The 19,900-nt window shown below is 64.7% G+C and carries 15 protein-coding genes; 3 read left to right on the top strand and 12 right to left on the bottom strand.

The features are described from left to right. Nucleotides 1–5: 5 nt before the first annotated feature. The 8 genes from JIG36_RS48585 to JIG36_RS48550 all read right to left on the bottom strand — a co-directional run bounded on the left by JIG36_RS48585 (nucleotide 6) and on the right by JIG36_RS48550 (nucleotide 8,655). Nucleotides 6–287 carry a hypothetical protein gene (locus tag JIG36_RS48585; RefSeq protein ID WP_203383734.1) on the bottom strand — a complete coding sequence of 94 codons (282 nt, stop codon included), beginning with the start codon at nucleotides 285–287 and terminating at the stop codon, nucleotides 6–8. Next, complete coding sequence (locus tag JIG36_RS48580; protein ID WP_203383733.1) at nucleotides 284–886, bottom strand: hypothetical protein; 603 nt, start codon at nucleotides 884–886, stop codon at nucleotides 284–286. The genes JIG36_RS48585 and JIG36_RS48580 overlap by 4 nt, the downstream gene beginning before the upstream one ends. After that, nucleotides 886–2,739, bottom strand: coding sequence for a type IV secretory system conjugative DNA transfer family protein (locus JIG36_RS48575; protein ID WP_307873220.1), 1,854 nt, complete (start codon nucleotides 2,737–2,739; stop codon nucleotides 886–888). The genes JIG36_RS48580 and JIG36_RS48575 overlap by 1 nt, the downstream gene beginning before the upstream one ends. Further along, entirely contained in the window at nucleotides 2,736–4,034 is a 1,299-nt protein-coding gene (locus tag JIG36_RS48570) for a putative type IV secretion/conjugal transfer ATPase (RefSeq protein ID WP_307873219.1), read from the bottom strand. The genes JIG36_RS48575 and JIG36_RS48570 overlap by 4 nt, the downstream gene beginning before the upstream one ends. A gap of 248 nt (nucleotides 4,035–4,282) precedes the next feature. Then, nucleotides 4,283–5,776 carry an SCO6880 family protein gene (locus JIG36_RS48565; RefSeq protein WP_307873218.1) on the bottom strand — a complete coding sequence of 498 codons (1,494 nt, stop codon included), beginning with the start codon at nucleotides 5,774–5,776 and terminating at the stop codon, nucleotides 4,283–4,285. A 22-nt stretch (nucleotides 5,777–5,798) separates the two neighbouring features. Further along, on the bottom strand, nucleotides 5,799–7,166 hold the full coding sequence (locus tag JIG36_RS48560; protein ID WP_203383732.1) for a hypothetical protein: 1,368 nt from the start codon (nucleotides 7,164–7,166) through the stop codon (nucleotides 5,799–5,801). Nucleotides 7,167–7,654: 488 nt separating this feature from the next. Continuing rightward, nucleotides 7,655–7,855 carry a hypothetical protein gene (locus JIG36_RS52945; RefSeq protein WP_236049939.1) on the bottom strand — a complete coding sequence of 67 codons (201 nt, stop codon included), beginning with the start codon at nucleotides 7,853–7,855 and terminating at the stop codon, nucleotides 7,655–7,657. 152 nt (nucleotides 7,856–8,007) lie between these two features. Beyond that, the gene (locus tag JIG36_RS48550) at nucleotides 8,008–8,655 is read right to left on the bottom strand and encodes a MinD/ParA family ATP-binding protein (RefSeq protein ID WP_203383730.1); all 648 of its coding nucleotides are present in this window, start codon (nucleotides 8,653–8,655) and stop codon (nucleotides 8,008–8,010) included. Nucleotides 8,656–9,397: 742 nt separating this feature from the next. On the opposite strand from JIG36_RS48550, the gene fxsT reads away from it, so the two are divergent. Next, complete coding sequence (fxsT, locus tag JIG36_RS48545; RefSeq protein WP_203383729.1) at nucleotides 9,398–11,584, top strand: FxSxx-COOH system tetratricopeptide repeat protein; 2,187 nt, start codon at nucleotides 9,398–9,400, stop codon at nucleotides 11,582–11,584. A 31-nt stretch (nucleotides 11,585–11,615) separates the two neighbouring features. Here the strand turns inward: fxsT and JIG36_RS48540 are convergent, their stop codons facing one another. Continuing rightward, nucleotides 11,616–14,327: a putative Ig domain-containing protein gene (locus tag JIG36_RS48540; RefSeq protein ID WP_203383728.1), complete on the bottom strand. Its 2,712-nt coding sequence runs from the start codon at nucleotides 14,325–14,327 to the stop codon at nucleotides 11,616–11,618. A 149-nt stretch (nucleotides 14,328–14,476) separates the two neighbouring features. On the opposite strand from JIG36_RS48540, the gene JIG36_RS48535 reads away from it, so the two are divergent. Both JIG36_RS48535 and JIG36_RS54560 read left to right on the top strand, forming a co-directional pair. After that, the gene (locus tag JIG36_RS48535) at nucleotides 14,477–14,851 is read left to right on the top strand and encodes a VHS/ENTH/ANTH domain-containing protein (protein WP_203383727.1); all 375 of its coding nucleotides are present in this window, start codon (nucleotides 14,477–14,479) and stop codon (nucleotides 14,849–14,851) included. A gap of 265 nt (nucleotides 14,852–15,116) precedes the next feature. Further along, on the top strand, nucleotides 15,117–16,565 hold the full coding sequence (locus JIG36_RS54560; protein WP_203383726.1) for a deaminase: 1,449 nt from the start codon (nucleotides 15,117–15,119) through the stop codon (nucleotides 16,563–16,565). Nucleotides 16,566–16,869: 304 nt separating this feature from the next. Here the strand turns inward: JIG36_RS54560 and JIG36_RS48525 are convergent, their stop codons facing one another. The 3 genes from JIG36_RS48525 to JIG36_RS48515 are packed head-to-tail and all read right to left on the bottom strand — an operon-like array spanning nucleotide 16,870 to nucleotide 19,710. Continuing rightward, complete coding sequence (locus JIG36_RS48525) at nucleotides 16,870–18,081, bottom strand: histidine decarboxylase (protein ID WP_203383725.1); 1,212 nt, start codon at nucleotides 18,079–18,081, stop codon at nucleotides 16,870–16,872. Nucleotides 18,082–18,107: 26 nt separating this feature from the next. Next, a complete protein-coding gene (locus JIG36_RS48520; protein ID WP_203383724.1) occupies nucleotides 18,108–19,367 on the bottom strand; it encodes an MFS transporter in 1,260 nt (419 codons plus the stop codon). A 49-nt stretch (nucleotides 19,368–19,416) separates the two neighbouring features. Further along, nucleotides 19,417–19,710, bottom strand: a complete 294-nt coding sequence (locus tag JIG36_RS48515; protein WP_236049937.1) for a hypothetical protein — start codon at nucleotides 19,708–19,710, stop codon at nucleotides 19,417–19,419. Nucleotides 19,711–19,900: the final 190 nt, after the last annotated feature.

The following is a 19,900-nucleotide window of genomic DNA, read 5'->3' as shown; positions in this document are numbered from 1 at the left end:
AGCCATCAGCCGTCGAGCTCTGGCGCGTCTGCCAAGGCCGGGTCGTGCCCTCCCCCGGCCTCAAGATCGAGAGGGCGGTGTCTTTCTTCATCCAGCCAGGCTTCGCGATCGAAGTCGTAGTCGATGTCGGCGTCGTCGGTGGGCACGGCTTCCTCCTGCTCACTGGAGTCTTGGTTGGAATCGGTGATCTGATCCCAGAGCTCCTCGATGTCGAAGACCAGGGCAGCGAGCAGCGCGTTGAGGCGATCCCAGTCATGTGCGGTCGTAACCTCGGCTGGTTGACTCACGGCTGCTCCGATGCAACAGGCTCCGTACGACCTGTCAGGTCGTTGTTGGCCGCTTCGATGGCGCTGGCGTGCCAGCCGTCGGCCCATGTGAGGTCTCGGGGTCGGGCGGAGTGGGTGCCGTTCCGGCACCGGTTGTAGTCATCCCACTCGCGGAGCCGGTCGCGCGCACGGGTGAGGCGTTCATGCCACAGCAGCGGCCCGTCGGGGTGGGCATTGTCGTCGTAACAGCTGTGCCAGGCAGCAGCCAAAGCGGTGAGTTCATCGACCAGTGGTGGATGTTGCGGCCAGCAAGCCGGGATCTCCTCCGTGAGGTGATAGCGGTCAACGAACCAGCCGACCCAGTCGATCAGCCACGCCCACGTCTGTGCCGCGGCGGGCCGATTCAGGTTGCGCCAGCGCAGCGGCCACGGCAGCTCGCGCATTCCGGTGCGGGAAGCGCCGGTCGAGTGGGCCTGTTCGACGATGCGGCGCAGCTGAAGATGCTGCTGATGAAGGCTTTCGACCGCGGCGGCGAGCTGGCTGACAGCGCCGCCGAGCTGTGCCGTAGCGAGCATGTCCGGTGACGGGTCGTCGGGCAGCTGAAAGTTGAAGGTGTCCATCAGGATTCCTTGGCAAGCATGCGGCGAAACGCATCACGGCCGGCGGTCAGGTCGTCGGCGTCGGCGCGTTCCCACCAGGCCGGCACGGCGAGCTCGACCGGAGGCAGGTTGCCGACGAACGCCACGGCCCGCCCTTCGGGCAGGGTCCGCAGATCGGCGAGGTCGAGGAGGTGTTCCCGGCGGGCTGATTCGCTGATGGAGGCGTGGGCGCCGCCCCAGCTGGCGCCGGAAGTGACTTCGCTGATCTGCCCAGCGAGTGCTTGGGCGTCACGCAGGGATCCGACGTCGCTGCTGCCGCCGATGATCAGGCGAGCGTTGGCAGCGTCGGCGATCGCCTGCCCGCCCTTGTCGCCCCATCGCTCCCGTAGCTGAGGCAAATTCTGAGCAAAGACGCTGACAGAGATGCCAGAGCCGCCGCCCTCGCTCATCAGGCTCGGCAATGACGGAAGCGGGGCGATGTTGGCGATTTCGTCGCCGATGAAATAGAGGGCCGGCTCGATGCGTCCGCCCGGCATGGTCAGGGCCCGCGTCTTGGCGTGATAGATGAGGTCCTCGCAGATCGCGGCCAGCAGCGGTGCGATCAGTGCCTGGGCGTCCCTGGTGCCGACCAGGTAGAGGGTGCCGGACTCGGCCAGCCAGTCCAGGGGCTTGAACTGGGTTCCGCGCGGCGGCGAGCAGGCCTTCAGGACTCGCGGGTCGTTGAATGCGTCCAGCGCGCCGGAGACAACGGATTGGATGGTGTCGCGGGCACGGCCGGTGGTCTCCCGATGCCGGGTGAGCCGGTCGGCCCAGTTGTCCACGCCGTGCGCCCGCAGAATCCGCTCGGGGCGGGGGTTTGTCGGGTTCTGGCTCCAGGCGAGGACGTCGACCATAGTCGCGGCGTCGTCGAGCGCTGCAGCGTGCAGCAGTCCGCGCAGAATCGTTGCGGCCTGGTCCCGAAACCACCGGCCGTTCTCCACGCTCTCGTCGCCGATCCCCGAGCCAGACGCGAGGCCGGTGGCACGCAGCATCGCGACGATTTGGTCCTGCGCGCCTTCGATCGGTGACCACCGCAACCGAGGTACGCCCGGGATCTCACCCTGCGGTTCGAAGATGAACGTCGGCCCACGTTGTACGCGGCGGTGATAGGTGACCTCGGCGACGTCCAAGCGGGTAGAGGTCGTCAGCACTGCACCGCGAGCGTCGGCGACAGCGGGGATGACGTACCGGGTGGTCTTCCCTCCGAAGCGAGGAACGGCGGCTGCGAGCATCGTGTACTCGTTGACCAGATACAGCGGCCGGCGGCTGATGACGTCGGTGCCGAGGAAGCGCGCAACCTCGAGTGGATCCGTACGGCGTTGCGCCTTGGCGGACGCGACGGCGGGGTTGTCCGCGTCGCTGACGGTCAGACCGGGCCGGACAACGTCGACCCGCTTAAGCACGGCCTCAGCTGATAAGAGCCGGCGCAGATCACGCCACGTCGCGAAGCCCGCTCGACGAAGCCGCGTACGCGCCCCATGTATGGCGACGGCGCTCGGAGCCGCCACGTGCACGGCGAAGGTGACGAGCCAGCAGCTGTAAAGCAACAACGCCGGTCCCAAATGAGCACGAACGTCGGTAGGCCAGGCGGCGGCCGGGTCGTTGAAGTGGGCGGCGAGGCGCAGGGAGATCCCCGGCACGTCGCCAAGACCAACTGCGGGCCATCGGTTCCAGCTGAGTAGTGCACTCAGCTGACCAGCAAGCCACAGTGATAGGGCTGCACCGAACAACAGCCATGTGAAGATGGCGAGCAGGGCCAGCCGTACCCTGACGTCGGCGCGGATATGGCCTTGTCGGGGGAGACGACGCCCCGGGGTCGAGAGATGCGGCTTCACGACGCCGCCCCCGGGGTCTCGGGCGACCGCGCTTCTGCGTACGGGGCTTCGTCCGCGGTCATCCGGCTGTCAGTGTGAACCATCGCAGTTTCAGTGCGGGACAGCTGGTGTTTGACGACGTACGAACGTACGCCGATCTTCCAGAGGCCGACCCCTTGGCGCAGATACCGCAGGAGGTCGGTCTCCACGTCGGAAGTGCCGAGGAATTCGCGGGCCTGCTCCAGGCTGCCTGTGGCTTGCCGGTACGAGACCCGGACACCGCAGTCCTCAATGAGCCCTCGGGCGATGCGTACCTGCTCGGAGTCGGCGGACCCGGAAGCGGCCAGGTCGCTGAAGCGGTGGAAAGCGAGGACGTTGGCCACGCCGAGGGCACGAGCGAGTTTGAGCTGCTCACGTGTACGGCGAATCAACGGCAGGTGCCGAGCGATCAGAGCGAACTCGTCGTAGAAGCAGACCCGCGGGGGCGCGTCAGGCGAGGAGAGTTCGGCCTCGAGCCACGACTGGGCGCAGGTCATAGCCATCGCGGTCATGGCGTCAGACGATCGGATCGCCCGCAGGTCCAGCACTGCGCCGGCCTCGGTGAAGTCCAGAGACGCAGAGGAGGATTCTGGGCCGTCGAACACGCCGCCGAGCGCCCCGGACACAAGGCGTTCGAGAGCGAGGCGGACCCGCCGGGAATCGGCGACGAAGGTTTCCAGCGGGTAGGCGAGCCGGTCGAGTCGGTGCGACCACAGCCCGGGCCGGCCTGTGGCGGCGAGGACGTTGGACAGGGTTGGCGTAGCCATCCGACCAGCGGAGGCTTCGTGCTCCTGGGTAACGGCGTCGACGGCGTACTCGAGGAGGGATCGCTCTGGTTCCGTCAGCGGCCCGCCGAGCTGGATCTCCAGCAGGCCTTCTAGCAGGAGCAGGCGGCGTGCGCGCTGGGTATGGAGCCACTGCTGTTCGGTCTGTCCGGGATGGCGGCGGATTCCTGCGAGCGGGTTCATCACGACCCCGAGTCCTGGTCCGATCCGGACCGGCTTGACACCGGCAAGGTCAGCCAGGAGCTCGTACTCACCCTTGTAGTCGCAGGTGTAGAAGCGAACGCCGAACGGAATCGATCGGAATGCCAAGCATTTCAGCAGGGAGGACTTTGCCGAGCCGATCTCGCCGGTGACCGCCATGTTGGGCGCGGTGACTGCCTTCGCCCGGTAGAGCTCGTGCAAGGAGAAGGTGAAGGCAGAGCGGCTGTAGACCTCGGTGCCGATCAACGGTCCGTCGACCGGAAGCCCGGGATCCGTGACGAACGGGAACACGGAACAAAGTTGGGCGGAGGTTGTGACGAGAGGAGGGAGGCCGAGCAGTCGGGTCACCCGCCCGGCCCTGCGACCGTATCCGCCGTGCCTGCCGGCCGCAGGCGGTCCGAGGAGACGCGCGCTCGCTTGGTCGAGCCCACGCTGCTCGTACGCGAGAGTCCGTTCGGCACGGAGCAGATCCTGGGCTGCGGCCCGCCGGCTGATCCGGTCGGCCAGCGATCCCTCACGTCGTAGCCGATTTAGACGGCTCATGCGCTCCAACCTCGCATCGGCTTGAGGCCGCGGGCGAGCGGCAGCGCGGCCGCGGCGAACGCTTGGTCCTGCTCACCGGCCAGCACCACCGCCTCGCACCCGGCACGCGACAGGACTCTCTTGACCTGATGGACGTCCTGGTCCAAGCCCTCGAGGGTGCGGGCTGTGACCGCAACCATGAGTGCGTACCGATAGCGGACGTGCCCTGCGGCCTGTTCCCGGTCGATTTGCTCGACCGCACGGGATTCAGCATCCTCGCGGGCAGTTCGCACGAGACGCAGCTTGCGCTTGGTCACCTCGTCTCCGGCGCGAGCAACCTTGTCCCGGCGGGTAGCCAGCTCCGCCAGCCCCGAGGGGACAGGCTGCGCCACCAAGGTGACAGTGCGTCGACACGTGGTGCGCATGTAGAGCGGCGTCAACCAGGTCGCATCCACTGGCTGTCGTGGCATCTGAGCCACCCACAGCGTCCGCGAGAACGCGGAGTCGTGCTCGTAGGTGGTCCAGCCGACCGTACGAGCGGCGACCGGGCCTGCCAACCTGGGTGACACCCCCGCCTCTGCAGTGTTGGTGCGGAGGTCGATGGTCTCCTGGTCATCAGGGTCAAATTGCGTACGCAGCAGCGCAGCGAAAGTCCGCGGCGAAAGCCAGCCGCCGGTCACCACCCCCGCTTCGGCGACCGCTGACTCGATCCCGGCGAGCCGCTCGTACACGGCGCCCGCCAACGCCTCATCGGTGCCGCCTCCATCACGTACTTCGCTTGAGAGGCGGGAAAGGTCGAATACCACGCTGAGGTGGACGTCATGCCGTTGCGCCGCTGGTGCGGCGGCAGCAGTCAGCTCCGACAGCGATCGGTACGCGGGCGAGCTTGTCTCAACGGCTCGGTCAGCGAGAAACCGCTGCGCCCGGTTGCCGGTGTCCGGCACCGCTCGGGCGGTGACCGCCCACCTCACCAGCCCTGCGTCGGTGAAGTCGGTGCCCAGGATATTCAGGAGCTGGGCCCAATCCGTCAGGCGACGTGTCTGCACGTCTCGGTCAGCGAGGATCAGGTTTTCGCCGTAGCAGGTGAGCGCAGCCGTCACGGTTCGCTCGCCACGGTGCACCAACAGTCCGACCTTGGTCAGCCCATCAGGTGCGGTCGCTGCGACCCACCGATATCCGGCCGCCGGCCCTGGGAGATCCATGTGCTCTCGGCTGGCGTCAGGTGCCCAGGGGCCGCCGCGGTACTCACTTTGGCCCGTTCCTCGCTGAACCAGCGCTGCGACCACGATCGGTAACCATTCGGTCAGACGCCGGCCCTTGAACCGCAGGAACGCCAACAGGTTCAGCGCTATAGCGACGGCGAAGAACGTCAACGCTCCAACGACTCGCCCCGCAGCGAGCAGGTTCAGTGCGATGATCGCGCTGATGACTCCGGCAACAACCATGCCGATCTGCGACAGGGCGAAGCCGAGCAGGACTCCGCGGGTGGTACGTGGCGGAAACTGAAACACGTTCGCTCCCTGATCTTCGATGTCACAGAGGCACGATCGGCGCTTCGCCTGCAGCTGAGGCCGCTTCGCGAGCGCTCGGTACGGACGAACCGCTGGTCGGCTGATCACGTCCCGGAGCTTCCTGAGTCGGCGAACTGAGCGTTCCGGCGGAAACCATCTGGTCAGCGGTTTGACCGGCGTCTCGCACGCCATCGGCTTCCTCCGCGTTGGGGGCGTCGGCGGTGGACCCGGTCGGCCGTTCGCCAGCCGCATTCGTGGGCTGGCCGACCGGTCCACTGTCGCCACCAGTCGACGCGCTGTCAGCGGTTTGCTGCCCACTGCTGGTGCCGCCGCTGGTGGCCGTATCGGAGGGTGTTGTCGGCATGCTCGACGAGTTCGCGGCCATCAAGCCGGCGGCGTTCGCTTCACCACCGCCGGAGCTGCCTGGGCTTGGCGCGGCTGCTGCGCCGGCTTGGAGACCATCAGCGAACGCGGGGGCCATCGACAAGGGACTTCCGCCTGCCGAGATCAGGCCGTAGGCGTTGACATCCGACAGGTAGCCGTCCCAGATGGTCGTCAGCCGCAGCAGAATCCACGGTGCGGCCACCATCAGCCAGATCAGCAGCACAGCTCGAAGCACCGTCATCAGGTCGTCGGACCCGTACGCGGAACGGCTGCCGTAGATCCACAGCTGAGCGATCACGAATTTGGAGCTCGCGAGAGCGTTGACGGTCCAGAACCAGCGCCTCCCCCACGGGCGGCCTTGCTCGATCACCTGCCCGGACATCGCCACAGCGCCGAACAATGCCGCGCCGGTCGCGAGGATGCCGCGGAACAGCATGATGAAAAGCAGCAGCATCAATCCGAGGCAGCCGAAGAGCGAGAGGATGAGGGCTAGGAACAGGGTCCCGACGCCGCCCGAAAGGTCCGTCAGCGCGGTGACCCACTGCGATGGCTCCCAAGGGGTTGCCGCGTTCGCCGCGATCACGGCGTTGGTGGCCTGGTCCCAGGCGATGACGATCAGAAACGCGATGCCGCCGGCGAACGTGATGCCCAGGATCGCGCGTACCAGACCACCGAGGGTGGCCAGCGGTCCCGGCCCACCGCCGGTACGGAGCCCGTTGATGATCAGCGAGATAAGGAAGAACACCATGGTCAGCAGGACCATCACGCCGGCGACGCTGTTGTAGACCGAGTAGAAAGCGTCGTCCGGCGCCGAGATCGACGTCGAGGTGAAGACCACGGTCGCCAGGCGCGACAGCAGGTACACCATGGCCTGGACCGAGACATCGGCCAGACCTTGAACGCCGGAACGCACTCCGCCAGCGACGGCATCTTGTGCCTTGCGTCGGATCTGGCAGGACGCGTCGGTCAGTCCGCAGTCGGCAGGTTTGGGATCCGGGTCGTACATCTGCTGCGCCCAAACCGCGACATGCTTCGCGCACGCGCTCCGCTTCGGCTCCCATCTCACGTCCTGACCGGGATCCGCGCCGATTGGTCCTGGCCCGGTCAGCAGCGCGCAGTTGACTAAACCCTCCGGGCCCCGCCCGTCGGAGGGTCCATCGCCCAACACTGATGCAGTGCCGTCACGCGGGGTCGAGGCAAGTGTGATGCTCGCAGCCGCACACGATGCACGGTCGGCAGCGGTGGAGGCCAGGCTGCATCGGGTTACCCAGTGCGAGCGGCTCCTAGCCGGGGGTGTGTCCACCCTGAATGCCCACGGCATGCACCAGGCCACCGCAGCGGGAGCCTTCGCGGCGCACTCCCCTCCCGCTGGATATGACGGCGCAGGTGTCGGTTCTGCCTCGGCACGCGACGGCCCCAAGAAGAGGAGAAGCAGGGCGGTCGCAACTATGAACAGCCACTGCCGTAGGCGCAGAAGGCCGACGGATTCGCCGGTCACAGCGACCCCATCAGAAATGCCATGATCGCGGTGAAGGAGCCGACCCCGAAGGCGATCAGCACGCCCTTCCACATCATGCTTCTGCCTCGATCCGACGCGATATGAGCGCCGAAGATCGGCCCGACCCCGAAGGCGATCAGGCCCGCCAGCAGAGCGCCGCCGGCCGCAAAAACGCCGATGTAGAGCAGCCCGTTCATGATCGTGTAGAAGAGCTCCGGACGCGGCACCGCACCGGGGTCAGGGTGAATTCGGCTCCAGTCGACGCCACCTGGCCCAGGCCCGGCTGGAGCAGGGCTCGGAGCGGCCATCGCCCGAGTGGCTGCTGCCGCGAAGGCGCGCGAGAGGCTGCTCATGCTGGCCGGCCTCCAGCTACCGGAGCGATGCAGCGCAGCAGCACCTGTTCGGCCAGATGGACCAAGGCATGCCGCGTCTGCTTTCTCAGCCGACGGACATCAATCGGCTCTGGAACTGACAGCCCGACATCGAACGGGATGCTCACGATCGTCGGCACCGCGGATCGCGCCTGCTTCAGCACTGCACGGACTTCTCGAGCTATCCGCGGCGAGGTGGCCGAGACCGCGAGCACCGCTCGGTCCGCAACCGGCCCGTACCCGGCCGCCCGGAGATGCGCGAGCAGCCGAAGGCTGTGACGGATGCTGTCGGTACTGGCCCGCGCAACGATCACCGGTGCCTGGGCAGTATGCAGAGTTCGCCACACGCCGGTGATTAGCGCTGGCATCACATCGCACACGGTCACCGCCACCAAGCGACGGACCACTTCTACGACCGCGGCCGCCTCGTCGTGCTGCGGAGGACGGCGCCCCTGTCCTTCGGTCTCGCCTGCCAGGGCCAACAGTCCTGTCGGGCCGCGCTGCGTCCAGCGCTGTATTTCCTCGGCTGACGTCAGTGAGTTGAGGTCACGAACTGTGTCCCAGACGGTGGCGGTGCTCTGTCGACCGATTCGATCAGCGAGGCCGCCCCAGGGCACAGGGTTCATGTCGACGGCTAGAACGGGGCCTGGAACCGCCAGCGCTAGCAAACCACCCAATGCCGCCACGAGTGTCGACCTACCCACCCCACCGTCAGCTGACGACACCGCTATCAAGGTGCGTGGCCGGACCGCCCCCGCACACCGCCACACGCGATCGGCGACCTCAGCCGGGCTGAATTCGTGCGGCACCGGCAACGCTCCCAGCGGAGTCGGCACTCCGACCAGCACGGGTGTCTGGACTACGCCGGAAGAGCTTTGGTGGCTAACGTCAAATTGCCGACGGCAAGGTTGGCGGCCGGGACGCGGATCAGAAGCGCTCAACGAGGGCATGCGACTCCCGTGCGACAAGGCCGGGGAGACCGTCAGTGGCGCCCAAAACGGGCAACTACCTAAGTCCGGCCAACGGACACAGCCGACAACCCCGGAGACAGAACTCGGTCAGCTGCGCTAATCACGTGCATCGACCATCGCTTTGTTGGGGGCAAACCGAAAGTCGGCTTCGATGGGCCCCCGAGGTCCTCGGTACGCCTAGGGAGTCCCGGCCGACGCACCACCCGTCTTGTTATGTCGACACCCCACCCGGGCCCGCTCCGCAGGTGATTTGCATCGGCGCCCCCGGCGGAACCGCTAGCCAGGGTTGCCACTACGGGACCTCGGATCCGAGGGGATGGCACCACCCCTGCCAGTCCGATATCGGAGACCAGACGGTGGAGCCAGGTCGGCCGCAGGGCCGCCTACGATGGCTGGCATGCCACGCCCGGAACGCGTGCTGCACCCCGATGCTGACACGCTGCACGCCTTCGCAAACCGGCTGCGGCAGCTGCGGGAAAGCGCCGATAACCCGACGTATCAGAAGATGGCGCGGTACACGGGCCGTTCGCGTAGCGCGTTGGCCGAGGCGGCTGGCGGCGAGCAACTGCCCAAGTGGGACACCGTCGTAGACTATGTTCGGGCGTGTCAGGGCGAGCCGAACGACTTCCGAGCGGAGTGGGAGCGGGTCCGCTCCGAGCGGGAGGGCTCGCCGGTCGTGGAACCCTTCGAGGGCCTCGCCAACCTGCCACGACGGGCGGTGCCTCATATCTTCGGCCGTGCCGCCATCCTTGGCCATCTGAATGAGCGGATCGACGCGGCCCGCACCGGTATCACGATCGGGCCGGCAGTGTTCGGGCTCGGCGGCGTCGGTAAGACAGAGCTGGCGCTGCAGTACGCACACTCTTTCCGCCACCGATACAAACCACTTTGGTGGATTGATGCGGAAACCTCGGAAACCGTCGCCGCTGGGTTGTGCAAACTCACCCGCGGCCTGCGGCCGGGCTGGCCCGTCTCGGCCGGTATCGCCGACACCGCCGCTTGGGCGCTACGTTGGCTGGCCACCCACAGCGGCTGGTTGGTGGTCCTCGACAATGTGGTTGACCCGGTCGCGATCGAAGGGATCCTCGCTGCGTCAGGCGACGGGCGGGTGCTTGTGACCAGTCGGCGCGGCCTGGATTGGGATCTACTCGGCCTGGTTCCTGTGCCGGTCCCGGTCCTTGAGCGGAAGGCCAGTCTGGAGTTACTTGAGCGCCGGTCGGGACGGTACGGCGAACGCGCCGAGCTCGACAGGATCGCTATGGACCTGGGTGACTTGCCGTTGGCGCTGAGCCACGCGGCGGCCTACCTCGCCGAACGTCCACACGTCAGTACCACCGAGTATCGCGAAAGACTGGCCCGGAATCCCATTCGGGTTCTTGACGTAGCGCCACGGACGAGGCCCGCAGAGAGTCCGGCGTCCCGCACCTGGCACGTCTCGATCGACGCGATCGAGGCCGAGAACCCGCTCGCGAGCAGACTGCTCGCGATCATGGCGTACCTCTCCCCTGACCGGATACCGTTGGCGCTGCTTACTCATGGTCAAGATCCTCTTGAGGTGGACGATGCTGTCGCTCTCGCCGCGTCGTACAGTTTGATTTCACAGACCGGCCCGGCAGTGAGCATGCACCGGCTCGTCCAGACCGCCATCCGCGCCTTCAACGGTGACGGTCGGCGAGGCGCCGCCGAGGCGCTCATCGCCGCGATCCCCCAAGGCGATCCGGAGACCACCGTCGCCACCTGGGAGACGTGGTCGATGCTGGTACCGCATATCGAAGCCCTGGCCGGGCACGGTGCCCTGGACGCGATGGACGCGGAGCTTCTGGCGCGCTGCGCAATGTACCTGCGCGGGCAGGGCCGGTATAAGACCGCGGCCTCTATGGCCGAGCGTGCCTATACGTTGCGGCAGCAGATCCTGGGCAAGGACCATCCGGCGACCATCACCTCGCGGTATGTGACAGCGGGCTGCCTCTGGTCTGTCGGACGCCTTGACGAAGCCGCGTCTCTCGGCGCAGCCGTACTCGCAGACAGGCAGCGGCTCCTCGGCCCAGAACATCCGGACACCCTGCACGTCGCAGGCAACCTCGGAATCGGTCTGCGCGAGCTAGGCAAGCACGATGAGGCAATCGCACTGACCCGGCAAACCCTCGCCGCCCGCGAACGAGTACTTGGCGACGCTCATCCGGAGACGCTGCACTCTCGCAACAACCTGGCCGGATGCCTGCGGGCGATGGGAATGCATGCCGAGGCGCTTCCCCTGTACGAGAGCACCCTCGCCACGCGCGAGCAGGTCCTCGGCGCGGAACATCCGGACACGCTTCAGTCGCGCAACAATCTCGCCGGCGGCCTCCAGGCGGTCGGCCTCGTGGCTGAGGCGCTTCAGCTGTACGGGGAGACGATCGCTACCCGCAATCGGGTCCTAGGCAGCGACCATCCAGACACGCTGACGTCACGCCACAACTTGGCATTGGCTCGTGGATCCCTATCCGAGCTGCGCGCCGTGCTCGCCGCCCGCGAGGAGGTGTTGGGCCCCGACCATCCCGACACGATGCGGTCCCGAGAGGCTGTGGACCAGCACCGGCCCTGACCACGGCGGCGGTCAGGGCCGGTGGAGTCGGTCAGCCCTGAGGTGTGACCAGCAACAAGCTGTGAGCGTCGCTGCCCGCGGTCGGGTAGTGGTAGATCCAGGCGACATCGCCCTGCGGGGACCAGACGTCGACCGAACCGATCATCGGCATAAATTCTTCCCGCACCTGTGAAACAACTTTGCCTGTTGTCAGGTCGACGAACTGAAGCCAACCTTCATACGTTGGGTTGCCGCCGCAATAGGGCGAGTCCGCCACTAGGGCATAACGGCCGGACGCCGACGATCCGCCAAATCCGAAAAAGCATGTGTACGACGGCGCCAGCGTGGACACAGTGTTCGTACCGGACGTCCAGATCTGCGCGCCCCGATTGAAGGACGGGCCGCTGAACACGCGCGTAGACGTCCGATCCCACTGCACATAGTCGTCGCGCAGCGGCGTGTCAGTAATTGCTGCAGTTGCCACGTCGATGCTTATCACCGGGCTGCCACCGGTGACCAGGATTCGGACGGCGTCAGGGGAGATAAGCACCCTGCCCTTGTCCCGGAGCCGGCCGAGTTCGGTGAGCGCACCGGTCCGCGTATTCCACCGATAGATCGGCCGGTCCACCGTCGCGAAAGCGCCGGTACCGATCAGGTTGCCGCCGGCACCCCAGCCCACGGCGTCCTGAACAGCCGCGGGCGCAGTCGTCACATCCCCATCGGCGCCGAACACCTTGACCTGGGCGGCAGCCGTGTTGGTCACCGCGACCCGACCCTCCCGGTCGCCGGTCACGGTGAGGTTGCCGTTGTTGTCCGGCCAGAGGATCTGATCGCAAGCGGGCGCCACACCGGTGCAGACCGTGCTGCTGCCGGTCTCTGAATTAGTCATGTCGGCTGCGACAATCCGGTGCCCGGCGGACGCCCATTGCTCGTAGCTGCGTGTCTCGCCCCGTTGGGCGAGCGCAGCCTTACTGGACTGCCGATCGAAGACGAATCGGCCTACCGCAGTGGCGTTCTCATAGCCGGTGAAGGATACGAACCGGCCGTCCGCCGAGATCTGCGGAGCCTGCACACTGGCGTTCAGCTTCTTCACCGCGGGAGCGACCTCCGAACTGGCTCGCTTCGTTGTGTCCCAGACGAAGATCCGCCGTGCCGACGCCTCGTACCGGGTGTGCAGAAATGAGGCGCCGTCCGCCGACCACTCCGCGTTGCCGCACGTCTGCATGGTCGCAATCAGATCGTCCGCATTCGTCGAAGTGTTGAGGATATTCAGATTGCAGACGCCGTCAGCAGGTTTGGTGAAGTACGCGAACAGAGGCTTGGTCGGGCTGAAGCCGACCGGTGTGGCGTCACCGCCGAGGTTCGCGATCACTTTGCCGAGGCCGACTGAGGTACCTGAACTGACGGTCAGAGTGACCGTGATAGTCAGAACGTGTTTCGCGGAGTCCTGCACGGTGATTGGAAATGTCCAGGTGCCTCCCGTGCTAGGCGTACCGCCAAGGGTGATGGCACCAGCGCTGGCCCCAAGGGTCAACCACGGTGGAATCTTCCCGTCGACACCCGGGACCACGGAGACCGTACCGGTACCACCGCTGTATAGGAACGGCGTTGCCTTCAGCGGCTCGCCGGCCTTGCCGGTGACCTTCCAGGATTTGGACAGACTGCTGAAGTCACCTCCGAAGGCCGCCTCAACCACTTTGCCGAAGCGGTCGGCGCCAGCTCGGGTCGGGTGGAACGACGCCTCCGAGACTGGGCCGCAGAACGGGGCGCACGCCCCTGCGCCCTGCACGGAAAGACGGATCCCGTTCACACTTGGATCCCGCGTCAGGCCGGTGCAGCTGTGCGGTACCGAGGTGCTGAATGTGTCGGCGAACGCGATCCGCCCCGGGTATGTCCGAGCCAACGCGTTGACCTGCTGGAACGCAATGCGGTTCAAGTCTTGAGAGAAGGCTGTCAGCTGCTTGGCGTGACTGTCGTCGACGCCGATCCAGTAGCCCAGGTCGGGAAGGTTGGTCCGGCACAACCTGGACGCATCGGACGGGATGCCCGCAGCCGTGCGTTGCGCGGCGGTGAGTCCGCTCAGCGACACTCCAGACGTCATGCTGGCCGGGAAGACCCGGGGATAGCCGACCACCACTAGCTTCGCCTTGGGCGCCTGCTTCAAAAGGCTCTCGTACAGGGGTTTAAGGCTGCCTCCGAGGGCCTTTACCCGGCCCGAGGACGTTTTCAGCTGGGCGTCGCATAAGGGCCGAGCGGGCAGTCGCACGACCGATGGTCTGGCGCTACCTGCGGTGTAACCGAGCAAGCAGGCCTCAACCAACTTGGCGAACTGCACGTTGTTGCCGCCAGCCGACAGGCTGATCCAACGGGTGTTCGCGCCGACCGTGTCCGGCACTTGCTTCGGCTGCTGGTAGTGAGTCTTGTCGCCGACCTTCGTCATGCTTTCGGTAGTCGCGCCGGAGCAGGCCCAGAACGCTCGTTCGGTGGCCTTCACTCCCGGTCTAACCAAGTACTTCCCGTTGACAACCTTGACGGCGTACGCGTCCACCTTCGACCGGTGGCACATGTTGGTCTTGGCGCCATTAGGCGTGTCTGTGCCCGCTTCGAACGGCCCCAGCCCCTCTCCTGACGCGTACGAGTCGCCGAGCGCGACATAGATCGCACCGCTCCGTGGACCGCCGGCGTCTGCCGGAAGCACCGCGACCGCAGTCGCGGCCACTGTAGCCAGCACGAGCGCACCGGCCCGCCAGGGTTTCCTGATCATTGTCGCTCGCATCTCTGTCGGCACTCAACGGGACGTCACACGTTAAGCGCTCACCGCTGCCGGGCGGCATCCTTTACACGACCGGGTTAGTCACGGATAAACCGTCAGCGCCGGACAACGGACGGGCGGTATCAGCGGCGCAGGTAAAGGTGCAGATCGGAGCCAACATCAACTCCTCCGGCTTCTCACAGGCCGACACCAACGGGCTAACGATGGCCTCGGTCGAGGCCTCCCAAAAAGCTGGCCGGCACGGAATTGATCCGGGCGAACTCAACGACGACTTGATGCTGACGATCCTCGAAATCTGCGAGAAGTTCCTCGCCAGTACAACCCCGACCGTCCGCCAGGAACTCGACATGATCTTGCACTTAACCGAAATCACCGGCGGCTCCGGCTGGCTGATCCGCATGCTCGTCCTTACCCGCATGCGCCTGCCCGACGCCGCCAGCCAGCCCCGCCAGCGGGCGGAGGTGCGGTCGAAACTCGCGGAGATTGATGGACGGGCGACCGGTCAATGGGGATAAGAGTCACGAGCCGCCGGTGCCGATAGTCGCCGGGCAACACCACGAGATGGCCCGACAAACGCGCGAGTCGCGGTTCAGCGTGACAATCACTGCTTATTGCCTCTCAATCACCCCAACCGGCGAACACTTAGGTGCACAGAACCGCCCATCGGACGCAATCCCATCAGAAATCCTACATCTTCACCATAGGGGACGAAGAGGCATGAAGACCTGCCATAACTAGCGTTTGGGACCCGTCGCAGGGAGAGGATGCTCTCATAGTTATGTGAGCAGGGAGAGCAAGCCGGCGAGGAAGCTAGGCACGAACGAGTCAAGGCCTGACCTCATCATTGGAATAGTTCGACCAATCGGTGTCCCCGGTGAGCGATTCTATGAACACCTTGAAACACGGTTGAATTTTTACCATTATCGCGCACACCTGATCAAGCTAAGTCACATATTGTCCGACCTTGCGGAATCGGCCGGCCGTTTAAACATATTTGACTCACCTGACAGGAGGGCCGAGATTCTAATCAACGAAGGGAATCGCGCACGACGGGAAGCATCTGACGACGCTGCGGTCGTGAAGCTAGGCATCCTAAGGATAATTGAAGAGCGACGCATCTCAGAGCCACCCACAGCCTTTATCATTGATTCATTGAAACGCGAAGAGGAGATTGATTTCCTGCGCGAGGTCTACGGGGAGTCGGTGATAGTCTTCGGACTCCACGCCAGCCTGAAGTTACGCAAGAAGAAGCTTGTCGAAAGCTACCGCATCAAAAGAGCAACACAATCGCCCAGTCAGCTTGATTTAATCATCAATGGTTTACTTGAACGCGATCGCACAGAGAAAGGAAAAGACAACCACGGCCAAGACGTTCTTGGTGCCCTGCCTTCTGCCGACGTGTTCATTGATACGAGTTCTCAACCGGATAGTCAAATTGGCCGCGTCATCGACTTGATATTCAGGAACCCGCGGAGATCAACGCCGACGGTCGCCGAACTCGCCATGAGTATCGCAGATCGAGCTAGTGCTACTTCACCGGAACTGGGACGGAGGGTAGGTGCAGCCATCGTTCAGCGCGACACCATCGTTGGAACCGGCGCAAATATCCATCCACAGACGGCAAGCGTTCCAGAGATTGACTCTAGCGCACTCGATATCCACGAACTCGTCGGAGACATGCTTAGCCTCTTGTCATCCGACGGAGTGACCCTTAGCGATGAAGCCAAATCTCAGCTCGAAGGAGATCCGGACGGCTATGTTTCGAGGCTCTTGAGGGGTGTTCTCAAGAAGGCAAAGGTGCGCGATCTGACAGAGTTCCAAACGACGGTCCATGCCGAGATGGGCGCGCTTATGGCCGCACTGAAATGCAATACGGACATTAACGGTGCTACCATTTATGTCACCGCTTTTCCGTGTCACGGATGTGCAAAACATCTCGTTTCCCTCGGCCTCAAGGTTGTCTACCTTGACCCCTACCCAAAGAGCCGAGCCGAAGCCATGTACGGGTCCGCCGTAAGCAAGGACTTTCAGCCATTTATTGGCGTCGCCCCAAGGCGCTTTGATTCTTTATTCTTCGCCCCCGACGAGCGGAAGGCAAAGGACGGGAACATTCTTCCAGTTGACCGATTTGCCCAACCCTATCTTCCCGGGGCGCCTTGGCCGCGAGAAGTCGCACTGCGGGAACGCAAAGTTATCGGGGCGTCACAGTCCGTGTATGACGGCGAGTGACGTGAGCTACGTTCGACAAATCCCAGACGTCTCTGCATCATTATCAACCGTGACGGAGAAACAGATGGCTGCAAAGATTAGCAAGAGTCGCAAGCGGGCCACTCGGAGAGTGGACAGTCTTGCGAAAACCGCTCATGCGGTACGAAACTTCTTCGACGCCATGCCGCCAGAGGACCAAAAAGAGGGTCGAGCGATGCTACAGCGGGTTGCCGACAAGGCCGAGCAGCGGCGCCTCGCGGCGGCGCGATAGGCTATTGACCTCCAGACACTAGCAAAGGACGCTTTTTAACTTGGACGAGTGTATTTAGTCGACAAATCCGCGCATCCGCAGCAAACTCTCATTAGACGTGCTGAGTTCCGAGGTAAGCGCATCCACAGCCTGCCGCTCAACACCGGGCATACAGATTAAATGACTCCAGCCGCCTGCAATCGGGAGTCGCCAGCGATCGCGTAGGACATCGGGAAGTGGCTTCAACATAATGGTCAGAGCATCGGGATTTCTCCAGCACTCCCATCGAATGTCGGTGAGTTTCCGAAGCGCGTAGCTGGCCACATCACGGGCGCGTTCGACTCGGCGCCGATGCCCTGCCACGTCATGGCGAGTAATCGCGTGCCAAAGCATGACCGCAGCTAGGCCCGCTCGCGAGCCGCTGATTGTGGAATCACAGCAACCGATGTAATCGATCCGACGGCCACGTCGGCGAGGCGGACGCCGAATGAGGGCTGCCCCGCATGGAATGGGCGCGCCCCACCACTTATGGCCTGATATAGACAGGCTGTCAGCACAGCCACCCGCCAAGTCAAAGTCATGACGGCCGGACAAAGCTCGCGGTAAGCCGCTTAGGGCTGCGTCGGCGTGAATCCAACTCCGCTGAACTCTCGCCGCCTCGATAGCTGCACGAATATCGGGCACAATGTCCACGGCCTCGGTCATCGTGGTGCCGATAGTGGCGACCACGATGGCAGGCTGATGCCCTCGGCGGGACAGTTCGTGCCTCAGACGCTCACAATCCATGCGCCCGTGAGCGTCAGAGGCGATTTTTACCAGCGGCAGTCCGAGCAAGTCGCAGGCTTTCTTCACGCTGTAGTGGGACGCTGTTGACGCGTAGACGATCGCCTCTGGGCAACCATCGCGGGCGTTAAGCAGACCGTGCAACGTTCCTTCCGTTCCACCGCTCGTCAGGTAGCCAGTCCAGCCCGGCGGCGCCTGGAACAGGGCAGCGAACCAGTCGAGGACGTCGCGTTCGAGGTCTTTGACATGGGCCGGATAAGTGGTGTCTCCTTCCGGGCCACCCACGTTGTTGATCATGTACCGGAGGAACGGCGCGAGCGGCCGGTAGTCGATGTCCACGGCGGTTGGAAAGCCGATGTTCGTGGGTGCAACAGTGGCGAGCCGATCCAGGATGTTGGCCAAACGCGGGTGTAGCGCAGGAGCAACGTGCCGCCGTTCGACGATCGGCTGCTTCAAGGGTGTGCGAAGTATCAGCTCACGGGAGACCTGCGGCGCGGTGAGCATCTGTCCTCGCTGCTGGGCCCGATGGATCACCTCATCACCCCAGCGAGTTGAGGCGACCTTCTGGTTCGCGTTCTTGCTGGAAGGTGGTGACGGCCTCGACTGCGGTGAACGACCGGAGCGCCAATCACCAGCAGCACGGCAAGAGCAGGAAGGATAAAGAGTGCGCTGCCAAGGCCAATGTGCATCGCTGCGCCCCCGATAACGGCCGGCCCGATGACGTAGCCCAGGTAGCCCAGCGCCGCCACCCGCGACAGGGCAGCGCCGGGGTGCCGTGGATCGAGTGTCCCTGCCGTCGAATACAACAGCGGAACGACGCAAGACAGGCCAGCGCCGAGGCACGCGAAGCCGATAGTCGCCGTCACAGGAGTGCCGCCGAGAAGGCCGAGAGCTAGACCACCGCCGCCGAGCAGGCCACAGCCTCGCAGCAACGCGGCGGGTGCGATGGAGATGGTGAGGCGGTCGCCGGCCAAGCGGCCGATTGTCATGCTCGCTGCGAAAGCGGCGTACGCGGCGGCGGCCATAGCGGGTGATGCGCCGATGCGAGTGAGATACACGCTGCCCCAATCTGCGGCCGCGCCTTCGCTGATCAAGGCGCTGAAGGCGAGCAGGCCAAGCAGCAGAGTCCTGGCCCGTGGACGCTGCATCCCCTGCGCCGCTGCGGCTCCGAGCTCCTGCTCGTTGACCGGGATGGTGGGAGCCGGAATAAGGCGATGCACGGCCCACCCGGCAGCGGCGGTGCAAGCGACCGCCACAGCGGCGAAGGCGTCGGCGATGCCGAGGCCGATATGGGCGCAGGCGGCCGAGAGGGCGGCACCAGCCGCGCCGCCGATACTGAACAGGGCGTGGAACGACGTCATGATCGGCCGGCGGTAAGCGGCCTGACAGGCGACGGCCGCGGCGTTCATGGCCACGTTCAGGGTGCCGTGCAGGACGCCGAAGCTAAGCAATGCGGTGGCCAGGGTGGTCCAGGTTGGGGCGTGCGCGGCGAGTAGGAGTGTGGCGCCCAGGCCGAGGGCTGGTGGGATCATGACGGTGGTACTGCCGTGTCGATCGATGAGCCGGCCAGCAGCGTGCATGCCGACAAGTCCACCGATTGCGAGGATCAGCAGGCAGATGCTGAGCTTGCTGTCGGCCATCTTGATGTTGTGCTGGATGGCAGGGATCCGCGCGGTCCAGGTGCCGATGGTTGTGCCTGCGATGGCGAACATGATGCTGATGGCGATCCGGTAGCGACGTAGTTCGTCTTGCTCATCAGTCGTGCCGGCTTCGTGGACGCCCGTGGTCATCTTGGCATCTCCATGGAAGGCGAGAGTTGATGAGGTCGGCGGCTCGAGTTCAGCCGATGACCGCGCAGGCGGTGCCGAAGCTCTTGTAGCCGTTGACGGTGCCGGGCCCGGAGGAACCGTTGTTCCACCAGAACTTCGAGCAGATCTTGGTGCCTTTGGCGTAGTTGCGGTTGACGTTCCAGGTGCCGGTGGTGACCTCCGACCCGAAGACCGACTTGGAGCAGTAGCTCTTGTCCCGGCCACCGTTGGAGTCCGCGTAGTGGGCGCCGTTTATCAGCACCTGGCTATGGCCGTATCGGCAGGTTTTCGCGTAGAGCGCTACTCGACTCTTGAACCAGTTCACGTGCAGCTTCTTTCCGTTGACCGCGATACAGCTGGCGTACGCATCGCCTTTGCATTTGTCGGCTGGTTCTGAGCGTGAGTAAGGGTCCCGCTTGGCCGCACGTTTTGGTCCCACGTCACACGCACCGGTTTCTGTGTGCACGTGTTTGGGACCCACCCTGCTACGCTTGCTGCGCCTATTAGTGGGTGCT

This window comes from Paractinoplanes ovalisporus, from assembly GCF_016834655.1.
GTDB lineage: Bacteria > Actinomycetota > Actinomycetes > Mycobacteriales > Micromonosporaceae > Actinoplanes > Actinoplanes ovalisporus.
Note: the sequence above shows the minus strand (reverse complement) of the source record. Positions and strands in the feature narration are given on the sequence as shown.